Annotated in this window: 12 protein-coding genes, 1 other RNA gene and 1 pseudogene; 12 read left to right on the forward strand and 2 right to left on the reverse strand. The window is 41.6% G+C overall.

Annotated elements, in window-relative coordinates; all coding sequences use genetic code 11:
- The coding region (locus tag TZ96_RS09850) for an Ig-like domain-containing protein (protein WP_142322053.1) at positions 1 to 1630 on the forward strand (1630 nt) is incomplete at its 5' end.
- 446 nt (positions 1631 to 2076) lie between these two features.
- Here the strand turns inward: TZ96_RS09850 and ssrA are convergent.
- Positions 2077 to 2424: a transfer-messenger RNA gene (gene ssrA / locus TZ96_RS10355) on the reverse strand.
- A gap of 207 nt (positions 2425 to 2631) precedes the next feature.
- Here ssrA and recJ point away from each other — a divergent pair.
- The 11 genes and pseudogenes from recJ to mraY all read left to right on the forward strand — a co-directional run bounded on the left by recJ (position 2632) and on the right by mraY (position 15540).
- The gene (recJ, locus tag TZ96_RS09855; RefSeq protein WP_045763938.1) at positions 2632 to 4857 is read left to right on the forward strand and encodes a single-stranded-DNA-specific exonuclease RecJ; all 2226 of its coding nucleotides are present in this window, start codon (positions 2632 to 2634) and stop codon (positions 4855 to 4857) included.
- Positions 4858 to 5120: 263 nt separating this feature from the next.
- Positions 5121 to 5390 carry a hypothetical protein gene (locus tag TZ96_RS09860; RefSeq protein ID WP_045763929.1) on the forward strand — a complete coding sequence of 90 codons (270 nt, stop codon included), beginning with the start codon at positions 5121 to 5123 and terminating at the stop codon, positions 5388 to 5390.
- Between the two features lie 34 nt (positions 5391 to 5424).
- A pseudogene (locus TZ96_RS11130) lies at positions 5425 to 5511 on the forward strand (DUF2695 domain-containing protein); the annotation flags it as partial.
- A gap of 230 nt (positions 5512 to 5741) precedes the next feature.
- Positions 5742 to 7403, forward strand: coding sequence for a ribonuclease J (locus TZ96_RS09865; protein ID WP_045763930.1), 1662 nt, complete (start codon positions 5742 to 5744; stop codon positions 7401 to 7403).
- A gap of 65 nt (positions 7404 to 7468) precedes the next feature.
- The gene (locus TZ96_RS09870) at positions 7469 to 8248 is read left to right on the forward strand and encodes an alpha/beta hydrolase (RefSeq protein WP_045763931.1); all 780 of its coding nucleotides are present in this window, start codon (positions 7469 to 7471) and stop codon (positions 8246 to 8248) included.
- A gap of 106 nt (positions 8249 to 8354) precedes the next feature.
- Positions 8355 to 9056 (forward strand): M57 family metalloprotease, encoded by a 702-nt coding sequence (locus tag TZ96_RS09875; RefSeq protein ID WP_045763932.1) that lies wholly within the window; start codon positions 8355 to 8357, stop codon positions 9054 to 9056.
- A gap of 70 nt (positions 9057 to 9126) precedes the next feature.
- Entirely contained in the window at positions 9127 to 10947 is a 1821-nt protein-coding gene (gene uvrC / locus TZ96_RS09880) for an excinuclease ABC subunit UvrC (RefSeq protein WP_045763933.1), read from the forward strand.
- A gap of 74 nt (positions 10948 to 11021) precedes the next feature.
- Positions 11022 to 11972 (forward strand): 16S rRNA (cytosine(1402)-N(4))-methyltransferase RsmH, encoded by a 951-nt coding sequence (gene rsmH / locus TZ96_RS09885; RefSeq protein WP_045763934.1) that lies wholly within the window; start codon positions 11022 to 11024, stop codon positions 11970 to 11972.
- A gap of 9 nt (positions 11973 to 11981) precedes the next feature.
- Positions 11982 to 12299, forward strand: a complete 318-nt coding sequence (gene ftsL / locus TZ96_RS09890) for a cell division protein FtsL (protein ID WP_000229661.1) — start codon at positions 11982 to 11984, stop codon at positions 12297 to 12299.
- Positions 12300 to 12302: 3 nt separating this feature from the next.
- Positions 12303 to 14558: a penicillin-binding protein PBP2X gene (gene pbp2X, locus TZ96_RS09895; protein ID WP_045763935.1), complete on the forward strand. Its 2256-nt coding sequence runs from the start codon at positions 12303 to 12305 to the stop codon at positions 14556 to 14558.
- A gap of 1 nt (position 14559) precedes the next feature.
- Entirely contained in the window at positions 14560 to 15540 is a 981-nt protein-coding gene (gene mraY / locus TZ96_RS09900) for a phospho-N-acetylmuramoyl-pentapeptide-transferase (protein WP_045763936.1), read from the forward strand.
- A 126-nt stretch (positions 15541 to 15666) separates the two neighbouring features.
- Here mraY and TZ96_RS09905 read toward each other — a convergent pair.
- Positions 15667 to 16473: ISL3 family transposase (locus tag TZ96_RS09905; protein WP_045762798.1), on the reverse strand; the 807-nt coding region annotated here is incomplete at its 5' end.

A 16473-nucleotide genomic window follows, 5' to 3' on the forward strand; every position in this document is an offset into this window, starting at 1 on the left:
AGCAGGTGACACAGCAGTAACTGGTACAGCCGAAGCAGGATCAACAGTAGAAGTAACCCTTCCAGATGGCACTAAAGCATCAGCAACAGCTGACCAAGATGGCAACTTCAGCGTTCCAGTTAGCGGCTTGGAAGAAGGTCAAACAGTCTCTGTTACAGCGAAAGACGCTTCAAATAACACATCAGCTCCAACTACAGCAACTGTAGGAAAAGCCGATGATAAGACAGCTCCAGCTGCACCAGTTGTGAACCCAGTTAAAGCAGGTGACACAGCAGTAACTGGTACAGCCGAAGCAGGATCAACAGTAGAAGTAACCCTTCCAGATGGCACTAAAGCATCAGCAACAGCTGACCAAGATGGCAACTACAGCGTTCCAGTAAGTAGCTTGGAAGAAGGTCAAACAGTCTCTGTTACAGCGAAAGACGCTTCAAACAATACATCAACTCCAACTACAGCAACTGTAGGAAAAGCCGATGATAAGACAGCTCCAGCTGCACCAGTTGTGAACCCAGTTAAAGCAGGTGACACAGCAGTAACTGGTACAGCCGAAGCAGGATCAACAGTAGAAGTAACCCTTCCAGATGGCACTAAAGCATCAGCAACAGCTGACCAAGATGGCAACTTCAGCGTTCCAGTAAGTGGCTTGGAAGAAGGTCAAACAGTCTCTGTTACAGCGAAAGACGCTTCAAACAATACATCAACTCCAACTACAGCAACTGTAGGAAAAGCCGATGATAAGACAGCTCCAGCTGCACCAGTTGTGAACCCAGTTAAAGCTGGTGATACAGCAATCACAGGTACAGCCGAAGCAGGATCAACAGTAGAAGTTACTCTTTCAGATGGCACTAAAGCATCAGCGAAAGCAGATAAAGATGGCAACTTCAGCGTTCCAGTAAGTGGCTTGGAAGAAGGTCAAACAGTCTCTGTTACAGCGAAAGACGCTTCAAACAATACATCAACTCCAACTACAGCAACTGTAGGAAAAGCCGATGATAAGACAGCTCCAGCTGCACCAGTTGTGAACCCAGTTAAAGCTGGTGATACAGCAATCACAGGTACAGCCGAAGCAGGATCAACAGTAGAAGTTACTCTTTCAGATGGCACTAAAGCATCAGCGAAAGCAGATAAAGATGGTAAATTCAGTATTCCAGTTAGTGGTTTGAATGCTGGAGATACAGTTTCTGTAACAACAACAGACGAAGCAGGAAATACATCAGCTACAACTACAGTAACAGTAAGTAAAGTTAATGTAGGTGGTAAAGATGCTGATAATGCTAAAGTACCAGTTCTTACTCCAGTAGTGGATCCAAGCAACTTGACAGACGCAGAAAAAGCTAAAGTAGCTGAAGAAGTTAAGAAAGCTAACCCAACTGCGACAGATGTTAAGGTTAACAATGACGGATCAGTAGTTGTAACCTTTGCGGACGGATCAGTAGCAACAATTGCAGCTAATAAAGTTGTTAAGGAAGCAACTAAAGAGTCATCTGCTCAAGCACCAGCTAAGAAAGCAGGAGCGAAAGAATTGCCAAACACTGGTACTAAACAATCTAACGCTTCACTTGGACTAGCACTTCTTGCAGCAGTGACAGGAGGACTCCTTATCTCTAAAAAACGTAAGGAAGAAGAGTAAGCCATTACTCAAATAAAGCAAATCTAAGAATCTTGATTCTATGAGATTGCCAGAAAAACCGTAAGAAGAAATTCTTACGGTTTTTTGATTGGGCTACTTAATGGAAAAGTGGTAAATAGTCAATGATTAAACTGTTCAAAAGATCGTTAATTGAAGTGGAGGAATTTATATTGAGTATCATTAGTGTAGTTGCTATAAAATAAAAGTTGACTGTTTATTTTTAAAATATAGAGATAGAGCCTTGGAACCTAAGCAAACAAAAAAGAGGTTGGGACAAAAAGATCCCGACCTCACTTTTTATTAGCAATCAAACTTTAACGCGGTAGCTGATTGAACTTTTTGTTCGTCTTTTAGACTCCAAAAAGCCCTTAATCATTCTCGCGGGGCTGGGACTACGAAATCGAGACTTTGTCTAGCGATTTCTGTCCCACCGCCTTTTTAAAATATAATGGAGCCGGTGGGAGTCGAACCCACGTCCAAACACCTGCTAACATATTTGTCTACAACCATAGGTTATGTATTGATTTAACAGCTCCTCGACACATAACTCAAGACTAGAAACTGCGAGTCTATAAATCTCTTATCAAACTGCTAGACAAAGTTTGATCGTATCTCGCTAATAATAAGACCTGTCATTGAACACGAGCGATCCAAATCGGGTCACGCCTGCTGGTTTTTAGGCAGCTAGAGCGTAAGAAGTGTTATTTTTTGCAGTTATATTTAACTGAGCGTTTACGTCGCCACACGAGTCGCAAAATATGCCTCATAATGCCTGTCGAATCCGTAACGACCCCAAAAGACAATATAACTATTATACCTTATCTGAGTGGAAAATGCAAAAGTCAAGTAAAAGAATGGAATGACGCTCTGGCATGTATATGTCTTATAAGTGGCTATTTAGAGCGATGAAGAGTCATCAAATTAGTTAGAAAATCAAGAGAAAAACTGGAAATCATGTTATAATAAAAAGATAGAATCGTAAGAAAGAGTGGATGATTTTTTTGATAATTCCTACTTATAATTGGCAATTTTCTCCGCAAGTTGAGGATGCGGATTTTACAAAGATAGCTAAGAAAGCTGGTTTGGGACCTGAAGTAGCTCGTTTGTTATTTGAGCGAGGTATCAAGGATGAGACTAGTCTGAAAAAATTTTTAGAACCTTCTTTGGAGGATTTGCATGATCCCTATCTTCTGCATGATATGGAAAAGGCAGTAGAGCGGATTCGTCAGGCTATTGAGCAAGGGGAGTTGATTCTCATTTACGGGGACTACGATGCGGATGGGATGACTTCGGCTTCCATTGTCAAGGAAAGTTTAGAGCAGATAGGTGCTGAGTGCCTGGTCTATCTTCCCAATCGCTTTACAGATGGTTATGGTCCAAATGCCAGTGTCTACAAATATTTCATTGAACAACAGGGCGTGTCTTTGATTGTGACGGTGGACAATGGTGTGGCGGGGCATGAAGCCATTGATTTGGCTCAGTCTATGGGAGTGGACGTTATTGTGACCGACCACCATTCTATGCCTGAAGTTTTACCAGATGCCTATGCTATTATTCATCCTGAACATCCAGGGGCGGACTATCCTTTCAAACATCTAGCGGGTTGTGGAGTTGCTTTTAAGCTAGCTTGTGCCCTTTTGGAAGAAGTGCAGGTTGAGTTGTTAGACTTGGTTGCTATCGGTACAATTGCCGATATGGTCAGTTTGACTGACGAAAATCGTATCATGGTCCAATATGGTCTTGAGGTCTTGCGCAATACTCAACGAATGGGCCTGCAAGAAATGTTTGAAATCGCTGGGATTTCGAGTAGTGATGTGACAGAAGAAACGGTCGGTTTTCAGTTAGCACCACGTTTAAATGCCCTAGGACGCCTGGATGATCCCAATCCAGCTATTGATTTGTTGACTGGATTTGATGATGAGGAAGTGCATGAAATCGCCCTTTTGATTCATCAAAAGAATGAAGAACGTAAGGAAATTGTTCAGTCGATTTACGATGAAGCTAAAGGCATGGTGGATACTGAGAAAAGTGTTCAAGTTTTGGCGAAGGAAGGCTGGAATCCGGGAGTTCTTGGAATTGTAGCTGGGCGCTTACTTGAAGAACTGGGTCAGACAGTCATTGTCTTGAATATCGAAGATGGACGCGCCAAGGGTAGTGCTCGAAGCATCGAAGCAGTCGATATCTTTGAAGCTTTGGACCCGCATCGAGAACTGTTTATCGCCTTTGGTGGTCACGCAGGCGCTGCAGGTATGACCCTTGAAGCGGATAAGTTGGAAGTCTTGTCTGATGTTTTGGAAGCCTATATCCGAGAAAAAGGTGCAGATGCCCAAGGTAAAAATAATCTTTTTTTAGATGAAGAACTGGATTTAGAGACCTTGAGTCTGGAGACGGTGAAAAGTTTTGAACGTCTAGCTCCTTTTGGGATGGATAACCAAAAACCTGTCTTCTATATTCGAGATTTCCAAGTTGAGAATGCTCGAATTATGGGGGCTGGTAATGCTCATCTCAAGCTGAAAATTTCCAAAGGTGAGGCTAGTTTTGAGGTGGTCGCTTTTGGTCAAGGTAAATGGGCGACTGAATTCTCACAGACCAAGCAACTGGAATTGGCAGTGACTCTCTCTGTTAACCAATGGAATGGACAAACAAGCTTGCAGTTGATGATGGTTGATGCCCGTGTAGAAGGTGTCCAGCTCTTTAACATTCGTGGCAAGAATGCCCTGTTACCAGAAGGGGTAGCCGTTTTGGATTTTACGCAAGAGTTACCTGATGTGACCTCTTGTTCAGCTATTGTCGTTAAGAATATTCCTGAGGATATATCCCTCCTTAAGAAAATCTGTCAGGAGCAGGAATTTTCAGCTCTTTACTTTAAAAATGATATAGCCAAGGCTTACTATTTGACGGGCTATGGCACTAGAGAGCAGTTTGCAAAATTGTATAAAACCATCTATCAGTTCCCAGAGTTTGATATTCGCTATAAACTCAAGGATTTGGCGACCTTTCTCAAGATTGAGCAAATCTTGTTAGTCAAAATGATTCAGATATTTGAAGAGCTTGGCTTTGTGACCATTGAAAATGGAGTCATGAGGGTGAATAAAGAAGCTGAAAAGCGTGATATAGCTGAGAGTCAGATTTATCAAAAGCTGAAACAAACTGTTAAAGATCAAGAGATTATGGCGCTTGGAACAGTTCAGGAAATCTATGATTTCTTAATGGAAAAAAGTGAATAGAGATCGAAAGAGTTGGCTTGCTGACTCTTTTTTGTTTGCTATCAAAAACTACATCAATGAAAGGAGTTTAGTGCTATAATGAGAGGAGTGAAGGACTGTTGAACCTTGTTGAAGAAAGTTATACTCTTCGAAAATCTCTTCAAACCACGTCAGCGTCGCCTTACCGTACTCAAGTACACCTTGCGGCTAGCTTCCTAGTTTGCTCTTTGATTTTCATTGAGTATTAGTATCAAAAGTACCAGAGAAGTTAGTCGGAGTAGAAAATGGATAAAGAGAAGAAAAAGAAATTACTGGCAGAGTATAAGCAGCAACAGAAGAAAGAATTTGAAGCTAGTTTATCGATAACAAGGGAGATCTTTTTAGATTTGTTTGATTTTTTGGATCAGGAGTTAGAGTCGTTGACTTGTCCTGCTGATTTTACCTTGACTATATCCTTTCTAAAAGGGCGTGATTTATACTCTTCGAAAATCAAATTCAAACCGCGTCAACGTCGCCTTGCCGTACTTAAGTACAGCCTGCGGCTAGTTTCCTAGTTTGCTCTTTGATTTTCATTGAGTATTAGAAGTAGAAGTGATTTTGGGATTTTTAGAAGCAAATGGAGCCTACTGTGACTGCGAAGTGCTTTATAATGTTGCTGACTTATTTGAAGATTAGACAGGATGGGAGCAACAATTGTCTCATTTGATCCTCTTATTAGTGCTGCTTTGTCCGTTATTGAACGGAAAGAGATAGTTGAAGTGCGATTATCTGTAAGATTCATTTTGAAAATTAGTAAAAAAATGGTATAATGAATGGAAAAGATTCGGCTGAAAGTGAATTGGACTTTCAGAAAAAGAGAGCTTTTAAAGCTCTACAAACAGTTGAAGTGACTATTCGGAGGAAAAATGAATACTATTAAATTAACAACACTTGGGGGTGTACGTGAAAATGGTAAGAACATGTACATCGCAGAAATTAACGACTCGATTTTTGTATTAGATGCAGGTTTGAAATATCCTGAAAATGAACAGTTGGGTGTCGATGTTGTTATTCCCAACATGGACTATCTGTTTGAAAATAGCGACCGTATTGCTGGGGTTTTCTTAACACACGGGCATGCGGATGCGATTGGAGCCCTTCCATATCTCTTGGCAGAAGCTAAGGTTCCTGTATTTGGCTCAGAGTTGACTATCGAACTGGCCAAACTATTCGTTAAGGGAAATGACAGCGTCAAGAAATTTGATGATTTCCATGTCATTGACGAAAATACAGAGATTGATTTTGGTGGAACGGTAGTATCCTTCTTCCGTACAACTCACTCTATCCCAGAAAGTTTGGGTGTGGTCTTGAAAACATCTGAAGGCAACATCGTCTATACAGGAGATTTCAAGTTTGACCAAACGGCTAGTGAATCCTACGCCACTGACTTTGGGCGTTTGGCAGAGATTGGTCGCGAAGGGGTCTTGGCTTTGCTTAGTGACTCAGCAAATGCAGATAGCAATATCCAAGTAGCTAGTGAAAATGAAGTTGGTGTAGAAATCACGCAAACCATTTCTGACTGGGATGGACGTATCATCGTTGCTGCAGTTGCAAGTAATCTTTCTCGTATTCAGCAGGTATTTGATGCAGCTGCGGAGACAGGGCGCCGTGTTGTCTTGACAGGATTTGACATTGAAAATATCGTACGTACAGCGATTCGCTTGAAAAAATTGTCTCTAGCCAGTGAAAATCTTTTGATTAAGCCAAAAGATATGTCGCGTTTTGAAGATCATGAATTAATTATCCTTGAAACTGGACGTATGGGTGAACCCATTAACGGATTACGCAAGATGTCTATCGGTCGTCACCGTTATGTTGAAATCAAAGAAGGTGACCTAGTTTATATAGTTACAACACCATCAATCGCCAAGGAAGCGGTGATGGCACGTGTAGAAAATATGGTCTACCAAGCAGGTGGAGTTGTCAAGCCAATTACTCATAGCTTGCGTGTGTCAGGACATGGGAATGCGCGTGATTTGCAATTGATGATCAATCTCTTGCAACCTAAGTATCTCTTCCCAATCCAAGGAGAATACCGTGAGTTGGATGCCCATGCCAAGGCTGCCATGGCAGTTGGTATGTTGCCAGAACGGATTTTTATCCCTAAAAAGGGAACAACCATGTCTTATGAGCATGGAGACTTTGTTCCATCTGGTGCAGTTACAGCAGGCGATGTCTTGATTGATGGGAATGCCATCGGAGATGTTGGGAATGTCGTCCTTCGTGACCGTAAGGTCTTGTCAGAAGATGGGATTTTCATCGTGGCTATCACTGTTAACCGTCGTGAGAAAAAAATTATCGCTAAAGCTCGAGTGCACACGCGTGGATTTGTCTATCTCAAGAAGAGCCGTGATATCTTGCGCGAAAGTACAGAGTTAGTCAATCAAACAGTAGAAGACTATCTACAAGGTGAAGAGTTTGATTGGGCAGAACTCAAAGGTAAGGTACGTGATCATTTGGCCAAGTTCCTCTTTGACCAAACCAAGCGTCGCCCAGCTATCTTACCAGTAGTCATGGAAGCAAAATAGGATCAAATAGCAAGAGAAAGTCGAGTTTCGGCTTTTTCTTATCTTAAATGAATAAGGAGCAAGTTATGGCAGTAATGAAGATTGAGTATTACTCAGAAGTTTTAGATATGGAGTGGGGAGTGAATGTTCTCTACCCAGATGCGTCTCGGGTTGAGGAGCCAGATTCTACGGATATTCCTGTCCTCTATCTCTTACATGGGATGTCAGGAAATCATAATAGCTGGCTCAAACGGACCAATGTAGAGCGCTTGGTGCGAGGGACTAATCTAATTGTTGTCATGCCAAATACAAGTAATGGCTGGTACACAGATACTCAGTATGGCTATAACTACTATACAGCTTTAGCAAAAGAACTGCCTAAAGTGCTCAAACGCTTCTTCCCTAATATGTCTAGCAAGCGTGAAAAGACTTTTATCGCTGGTCTATCAATGGGAGGCTACGGTTCCTTCAAATTGGCCCTATCAACCAACCGTTTCTCACATGCAGCTAGTCTTTCTGGGGCTCTCAGTTTCGAAGAGTTTTCTCCTGAAAGCCAAGATTTAGGGACGCGTGCCTACTGGCGAGGTGTTTTTGGCAAGCTTGATAACTGGGAAACTAGCCCTTACTCACTTGAAACTCTTGCTAACAAGTCAGACAAGAAGACCAAACTCTGGGCTTGGTGTGGCGAACAAGATTTCTTGTATGCTGCCAATAATCTAGCAGTGAAGAATCTCAAGAAACTTGGTTTTGATGTGACCTATAACCACAGTGTAGGGACCCACGAGTGGTATTATTGGGAAAAACAATTGGAACGGTTTTTGGCTACCTTGCCAATTGATTTTGTTTTGGAAGAGAGATTAAGCTAGTTTTAGCTTTCTTTCAGCTTACTCAAGTAAAATAAGGAATCTATCTTTAGAATGGGAATCCATGGTTTAAAGATGGATTCTTATTTTTTAGGAAAGGCGGGAAATCATGTTCTGGATTATTCGTGTTCTATGTCGATTGTTACTAGGGATTTGGCGCATGTTCTGGCGCCTTGTGTGGACTCTTGTAGTCTTAATTCTCATTGCTTTAGGGATTCTCTGGTATATGACAGGGGATTTATCTGGTGTCTTCAATCAAGCGGGGCAACTTGTTCAAGTTGGTCAGGCAGGTTGGCATCAATGGCAAGAAACTGGTAAGTTGCAAGGTTTGTCTAAGACTGATCATCATCAAGATTCAGGAGTAAAATGGCCCCAAGCGCAGGCGACAATTTATATTGATCCTCAAATGGATGCAACCTTTCAAAAGGCTTATGCCGAAGCTATTGCAAACTGGAATCAGACCGGTGCTTTTAATTTTGTAGTTGTGACAGAACCTGACCAAGCAACTATTTTTGCGACTGAAATGAATGATGGTTCCACATCTGTTGCTGGCGAGGCGGAGAGTCAGACAAATCTCCTGACCAAACAATTTACTTCAGTAACAGTTCGTTTGAATCATTATTATCTATCCAATCCAAACTATGGCTATACCTATGATCGTATCTTGCATACAGCAGAGCACGAACTAGGTCATGCTATTGGTTTGGAACATACCAATGAAGTTTCAGTCATGCAGCCAGCAGGTTCTTATTATGGTATTCAGGCTCAAGATGTTCAAGCAGTTCAAGAACTTTATGAGTCTGGAGAATAAGTGATTTTCAAACGAAAAATAGAGCTCCTTGATGTAAGCAATGAAGGGGGCTTTTTGCTATAATGGAACTATGAATAACTTGATTAAATCAAAACTAGAGCTCTTGCCGACCAGCCCTGGTTGTTACATTCACAAGGATAAAAATGGTACGATCATCTATGTAGGAAAGGCCAAAAATCTACGCAATCGTGTACGGTCCTATTTCCGTGGGAGTCATGATACCAAAACAGAAGCCTTGGTATCTGAAATTGTGGACTTTGAGTTTATTGTTACGGAATCCAATATTGAGGCCCTCCTTCTGGAAATCAACTTGATTAAGGAAAATAAGCCTAAATACAATATTATGCTCAAGGACGACAAGTCCTATCCTTTCATCAAAATTACCAATGAGCGCTATCCTCGCTTGATTATCACCCGTCAGGTCAAGAAAGACGGAGGTCTCTATTTTGGACCCTATCCGGATGTGGGCGCAGCTAATGAAATTAAACGGCTATTGGATCGGATTTTCCCTTTTCGTAAGTGTACTAATCCACCGTCTAAGGTCTGTTTTTATTACCATATCGGCCAGTGCGTGGCTCACACCATCTGTAAGAAAGACGAGGCTTTTTTCAAAGCCATGTCCCAAGAAGTCTCTGATTTTCTCAAGGGACAAGACGATAAAATCATTGATGAACTCAAGAGTAAGATGACTTTGGCAGCTCAGAATATGGAGTTTGAACGTGCAGCAGAATATCGAGATCTGATTCAGGCTATTGGCACTTTGCGAACGAAGCAACGAGTCATGGCTAAGGATCTCCAAAACCGAGATGTCTTTGGTTACTATGTGGATAAGGGTTGGATGTGCGTCCAGGTCTTCTTTGTCCGTCAGGGCAAGTTGATTGAACGCGATGTCAATCTCTTTCCTTACTACAATGATCCTGATGAGGATTTCTTGACCTATGTGGGACAATTTTATCAGGAAAAATCTCATCTGGTTCCCAATGAGATTTTGATTCCTCAGGATATTGATGAAGAAGCCGTTAAGGCCTTGGTGGATACCAAAATTCTCAAACCCCAACGCGGTGAGAAGAAACAACTGGTTAATCTGGCTATCAAAAATGCGCGTGTTAGTCTAGAGCAGAAGTTTAATCTGTTAGAGAAATCAGTTGAAAAGACTCAAGGGGCTATTGAAAATCTGGGACGACTTCTACAAATTCCAACCCCAGTCCGCATCGAGTCCTTTGATAACTCCAATATCATGGGGACTAGTCCAGTTTCTGCCATGGTAGTTTTTGTTAACGGCAAACCGAGCAAGAAGGATTACCGCAAGTACAAGATAAAAACAGTTGTTGGGCCAGATGACTATGCTAGTATGCGAGAGGTTATTCGCAGACGCTATGGCCGAGTCCAACGAGATGGTTTGACACCGCCAGATTTGATCGTCATTGATGGGGGACAAGGTCAAGTTAATATTGCTAAGCAAGTTATCCAAGAAGAGCTAGGCTTGGATATTCCTATCGCAGGGCTTCAAAAGAATGATAAGCACCAAACCCATGAATTGCTTTTTGGAGATCCGCTTGAGGTGGTGGAGTTGTCTCGTAATTCTCAGGAATTTTTCCTCCTGCAACGCATCCAAGATGAGGTCCATCGTTTTGCTATCACTTTCCACCGTCAACTGCGCTCTAAGAATTCCTTCTCTTCTCAGCTTGATGGCATTGAGGGATTGGGTCCCAAACGCAAGCAGAACTTGATGAAATATTTCAAGTCCTTGACTAAAATCAAGGAAGCCAGCGTGGATGAGATTGTGGAAGTCGGTATACCAAGAGCAGTAGCAGAGGCTGTTCATCAACACTTGAATCCCCAAGAACGCGTAGAACTAGCACAGGTTGCTGAGTCTTCTGCTGAATACTAGTGATAAAGCAGCAAGGAAAGGTTTTTGCTTTAGCGAGTGCAAGCTAGTCAGAATTGTGGTAAAATAGATAAGATATGACTAAAGAATTTCATCATGTAACGGTCATGCTCCATGAAACCATTGATATGCTTGATGTGAAACCTGATGGTGTTTACGTTGATGCGACCTTGGGTGGAGCAGGCCATAGCGAGTATTTATTAAGTAAATTAAGTGAAAAGGGGCATCTCTATGCCTTTGATCAGGACCAGAATGCCATTGATAATGCCCAAAAACGTCTGGCGCCTTATATCGAAAAAGGAATGGTTACCTTCATCAAGGACAACTTCCGTCATTTGAAAGCCCGTTTACAAGAAGCGGGTGTAGAAGAAATTGATGGCATTTGCTATGACTTGGGAGTTTCGAGCCCACAGTTGGATCAACGTGAGCGAGGTTTTTCTTATAAAAAGGATGCGCCACTGGATATGCGGATGAACCAGGAAGCTAGCTTGACAGCTTATGAGGTAGTGAACCATTATGACTATCATGACTTGGTTCGTATTTTCTTCAAGTATGGAGAAGACAAATTCTCCAAACAGATTGCTCGGAATATTGAACAGGCGCGTGAGTTGAAGCCGATTGAGACAACGACTGAATTAGCAGAGATTATCAAGTCTGCTAAGCCTGCCAAGGAACTCAAGAAAAAAGGTCATCCTGCCAAGCAAATTTTCCAAGCCATCCGTATTGAGGTCAATGATGAACTAGGAGCTGCAGATGAGTCCATCCAACAAGCTATGGAATTACTAGCAGTTGACGGAAGAATCTCGGTCATTACCTTTCATTCGCTGGAAGATCGCTTGACCAAGCAATTGTTCAAGGAAGCTTCAACAGTGGAAGTACCAAAAGGCTTGCCTTTCATCCCAGATGATCTTAAGCCCAAGATGGAATTAGTCTCTCGCAAACCGATTCTACCAAGCAAGGAGGAGCTGGAGGACAATAATCGTTCTCACTCAGCCAAGCTACGAGTAGCTAGAAAAATTCACAAGTAAGGGGATAAAATGGTAGAAAAAAGAGAAACGACGAGCCAATTACTGCAAGCTCGTATCAAGAGATTTTCACGTGTTGAGAAGGCTTTTTACCTTTCGATTGCCATTACAGCCCTTGTCTTAGCCATCAGTGTGGTTTATATGCAGACCAAGCTCTTGCAAGTCCAAAGTGAACTAACGACTGTTAATGCTCAGATTGAAGAAAAGAAGACAGAGCTGGATGATGCTAAGCAAGAAGTCAATGAATTGATCCGTTCAGAGCGTCTGACAGGAATTGCGGATTCGCAAGAACTGCAACTGAATAATGAAAATATCCGATCGGCGGAGTAGTATATGAAAACCTGGAAAGAAAAAATAGTACACTTTGCCATTAAGAATCGCAAATCTCCCCTTGAAAACCGCAGACGAGTTGGGAAGAGCCTTAGTCTCTTAGCCGTCTTTCTCTTTGCTGTTTTTTTGGTTAACTTTGCGGTGATTATTGGTACGGGGAAGAAGTTTGGTGTTGACCTGGTCAAAGAAGCCAGTAAGGTTCACCAAACGACTCTAACAGTTCCTGCTAAGAGGGGGACCATTTATGATCGTAATGGAACGCCGATTGCTGAGGACGCAACTTCCTATAATGTTTATGCTGTCATTGATAAGGACTATAAATCAGCTAATGGAGATGTTCTATATGTAGAGGAATCTCAGTACAATAAGGTAGCCGAAATTTTCCATAAGTACTTGGATATGGAGGAGACCTATGTCAAGGATCAACTCTCTCAACCAAATCTCAAACAGGTTTCCTTTGGTGCTAAAGGAAATGGGATTACCTACGCTAATATGATGTCCATTAAACAGGATTTGGAAACTGCTAAGGTCGAGGGTGTTAACTTTACCAATAGTCCCAACCGAAGTTATCCAAATGGGAAATTTGCTTCATCATTTATTGGTTTAGCCCAGTTACATGAAAATGAAGATGGGACAAAAAGTCTCATTGGAACATCTGGTGTCGAGAGCTCCTTAAATAGCTTGCTAGCAGGGACAGATGGCATTATTACCTATGAAAAAGATCGTTTAGGTAATATTGTTCCAGGTACGGAACAAGTCACCCAACAAACAGTAAATGGGAAAGATGTTTATACAACCCTATCCAGTCCTTTGCAGTCCTTTATGGAAAGTCAAATGGATGCCTTTCAAGAAAAAGTTAAGGGCAAGTACATGAATGCGACCTTGGTTAGTGCCAAGACAGGGGAAATTCTTGCCACTACCCAAAGACCGACTTTTGATGCAAATACAAAAGAAGGTCTAACAGATGATTTTGTTTGGCGAAATATCCTCTACCAAAGTAACTATGAGCCAGGTTCGACCATGAAGGTCATGACCTTAGCTGCGGCTATTGACAATAAAACCTTCTCTGGAGGCGAATACTTTAATAGTAGTGAATTAAAGGTAGCTGATGCGACTATCAGGGACTGGGATGTGAATGATGGCCTATCATCTGGAAGTATGATGACCTTTTCACAAGGTTTTGCTCACTCAAGTAATGTGGGTATGACTTTGCTCCAACAAAAGATGGGGGATGCTACTTGGTTAGAATACCTCAATCGATTTAAGTTTGGAGTTCCAACCCGTTTTGGTATGCCTGATGAGTATGCTGGACAACTGCCTGCAGATAACGTCGTTAATATTGCTATGAGTGCCTTTGGTCAAGGGATTTCTGTTACCCAAACCCAAATGCTCCGCGCTTTTACTGCCATTGCTAATGATGGGGTTATGCTAGAGCCTAAGTTTATCAGTGCCCTTTATGATCCTAATGATCAGACAGCGCGGAAGTCCAAAAAGGAAATTGTAGGTAATCCTGTATCAAAAGAAGCGGCTAGTCTGACTCGAGAAAATATGATTTTGGTTGGTACAGATCCTGTTTATGGTACAATGTACAATAAACTTACCGGTAAACCAATCGTTACTGTACCTGGTCAGACTGTTTCTGTAAAATCAGGAACTGCTCAGATTGCTGACGAACAAAAAGGGGGATACTTAAAGGGAGTCACCAACTATATCTACTCAGTAGTTTCGATGAATCCGAGTGAAAATCCTGATTTTATCCTCTATGTGACAGTTCAACAACCAGAACATTTTTCTTCAGTACAACTAGGAGAGTTTTCTAACCCGATTCTGGAGCGAGCTTCAGCCATGAAAGAGACGCTCAATCTGCAATCTACGGCTAAGAATTTGGACCAAGTGACAACTACAACTAGTTATGCCATGCCTAGCATTAAGGACTCTAGCCCAGGAGATTTAGCTGAAGAACTCCGTCGTAACCTTGTACAACCAATTGTTATCGGTTCAGGAACAAAAATCAAAGAAAGTTCTGTAGCAGAAGGAACCAATCTAGATGCCAATCAGCAAATCTTACTCCTTTCAGATAAGGTAGAAGAGATGCCTGACTTATATGGATGGTCTAAGAAAAATGTTGAAACCTTTGCCAAATGGCTGAATCTTGAAGTTGAGTTTGAAGGTACAGGAGAAACTGTTAAAAAGCAAAGTGTTCGTTCTAATACAGCTTTAAAAGATTTACAGAAAATAAAAATAACATTAGGAGATTAGAATGCTTATTTCTATCTTTGCTGGAGTGATTGCCTTTATTCTAACAGTCATAGGAATTCCAGCCTTTATCCGTTTTTACCATAAAGCACAGATTACCGGTCAACAGATGCATGAGGATGTCAAACAACACCAAGCAAAAGCTGGGACCCCAACAATGGGAGGACTCGTCTTTCTCCTAGCAGGAGTTTTAGTTAGTCTGGTCCTTGCTCTCATAACTAATCAATTAACCAATAATGTCGGAATGATCCTCTTTATCCTGGTCTTATATGGTTTGGTCGGTTTCTTGGATGATTTCCTCAAGGTTTTCCGAAAAATCAATGAAGGACTTAATCCTAAACAGAAGCTCTTGCTTCAGTTGGTCGGAGGAGTTATCTTCTATTTCTTCTATGAAAGAGGTGGAGATATCTTAAATGTATTTGGTTATCCCTTGCATTTAGGTGTTCTGTATATTCTCTTTGCCCTCTTCTGGTTAGTTGGTTTTTCAAACGCAGTTAACCTGACTGACGGAATCGATGGCTTGGCAAGTATTTCGGTGGTGATTAGCCTATCTGCCTATGGAGTGATTGCCTATGTGCAAAATCAGCTCGATATCTTACTAGTGATTGTAGCTATGGTTGGTGGTCTTCTTGGCTTCTTTGTCTTTAACCACAAGCCTGCTAAAGTTTTTATGGGAGATGTAGGTAGCCTAGCCCTTGGAGGGATGTTGGCGGCTATTTCCATGGCGCTGCACCAAGAATGGACGCTGCTTTTGATTGGTCTAGTGTATGTTTTTGAAACAACATCTGTTATGATGCAAGTCACCTACTTTAAGTTGACTGGAGGAAAACGTATCTTCCGTATGACACCAGTTCACCACCATTTTGAGTTGGGGGGCTTTTCTGGGAAAGGCCAAGCTTGGAGTGAGTGGAAGGTCGACTTCTTCTTCTGGGGAGTGGGCTTGCTCGCTAGTCTCTTGACTTTAGTTTTCATGTATTTGTTCTAAAAAGAGAGTGTGGAATCATCAGATAGAGAAGGATTAAGTTCCTTCTCTTTTCTATTTCCATCAGTTTATTGCATCCCCTTCTCAAAAATAGGGCTCTTTGTCAACTGTAGTGGGTTGAATAAAAAGCTAACATCTGGAGAGGACAACGATTGTCCTCTCCATTTTTATATTCAGAGCGATGAAAATTCGTTTCTTAAAGTTATCAAAGTTCCTAAAACCAAAAGCATTTCGTTTGATGAGTTTAATGAGATTATTGGTTGCTTCCAATTTGGCGTTGGAATAAGGTAATTGAAGGGCGTTGACAATCTTTTCTTTAACCTTGAGGAAGGTTTTCAAGACAGTCTGAAAAAGAGGATGAACCTGCTTTAGATTTTCCTCAATAAGTCCGAAAAATTTGTCAGGCTCTTTATTCTGAAAGTGAAAAAGCAAGAGCTGATAGAGATTATAGTGGTGTTTCAAGTCTTCGGAATAGCTCAAAAGCTTGTCTAGAATTTCTTTATTCGTTAAGTGCATGCGAAAAGTAGGGCGATAAAATCGTTTATCGCTGAGTTTACGACTATCTTGTTGGATGAGTTTCCAATAGCGCTTGATGGCCTTGTATTTATGAGATTTTCGATCAAATTGATTCATGATTTGGACACGAACCCGACTCATAGCTCGGCTAAGATGTTGAACAATGTGAAAACGATCTAGAACGATTTTAGCACATGGAAAAAGCTGTTTAGCTAAGGCATAGTAAGGACTAAACATATCCATAGTAATGATTTTCACTCGACATCGGACTGCTCTATCGTAGCGAAGAAAGTGATTGCGGATGATAGCTTGTGTTCTTCCCTCAAGAACAGTAATGATATTGAGCTGATCAAAATCTTGTGCGATAAAACTCATCTTTCCCTTGGTAAAGGCATACTCGTCCCAAGACATAATCTCTGG

It is taken from the genome of Streptococcus infantis (assembly GCF_000963255.1).
In the GTDB taxonomy this organism is placed as follows: Bacteria; Bacillota; Bacilli; order Lactobacillales; family Streptococcaceae; genus Streptococcus; species Streptococcus nidrosiense.

Coding starts and splice junctions, on each gene's coding strand:
- TZ96_RS09860 (WP_045763929.1), top strand. CDS start 5,121: ATGGATAAAGAGAAGAAAAAGAAATTACTGGCAGAGTATAAGCAGCAA.
- ftsL (WP_000229661.1), top strand. CDS start 11,982: ATGGTAGAAAAAAGAGAAACGACGAGCCAATTACTGCAAGCTCGTATC.
- mraY (WP_045763936.1), top strand. CDS start 14,560: ATGCTTATTTCTATCTTTGCTGGAGTGATTGCCTTTATTCTAACAGTC.
- rsmH (WP_045763934.1), top strand. CDS start 11,022: ATGACTAAAGAATTTCATCATGTAACGGTCATGCTCCATGAAACCATT.
- uvrC (WP_045763933.1), top strand. CDS start 9,127: ATGAATAACTTGATTAAATCAAAACTAGAGCTCTTGCCGACCAGCCCT.
- pbp2X (WP_045763935.1), top strand. CDS start 12,303: ATGAAAACCTGGAAAGAAAAAATAGTACACTTTGCCATTAAGAATCGC.
- TZ96_RS09865 (WP_045763930.1), top strand. CDS start 5,742: ATGAATACTATTAAATTAACAACACTTGGGGGTGTACGTGAAAATGGT.
- TZ96_RS09870 (WP_045763931.1), top strand. CDS start 7,469: ATGGCAGTAATGAAGATTGAGTATTACTCAGAAGTTTTAGATATGGAG.
- TZ96_RS09875 (WP_045763932.1), top strand. CDS start 8,355: ATGTTCTGGATTATTCGTGTTCTATGTCGATTGTTACTAGGGATTTGG.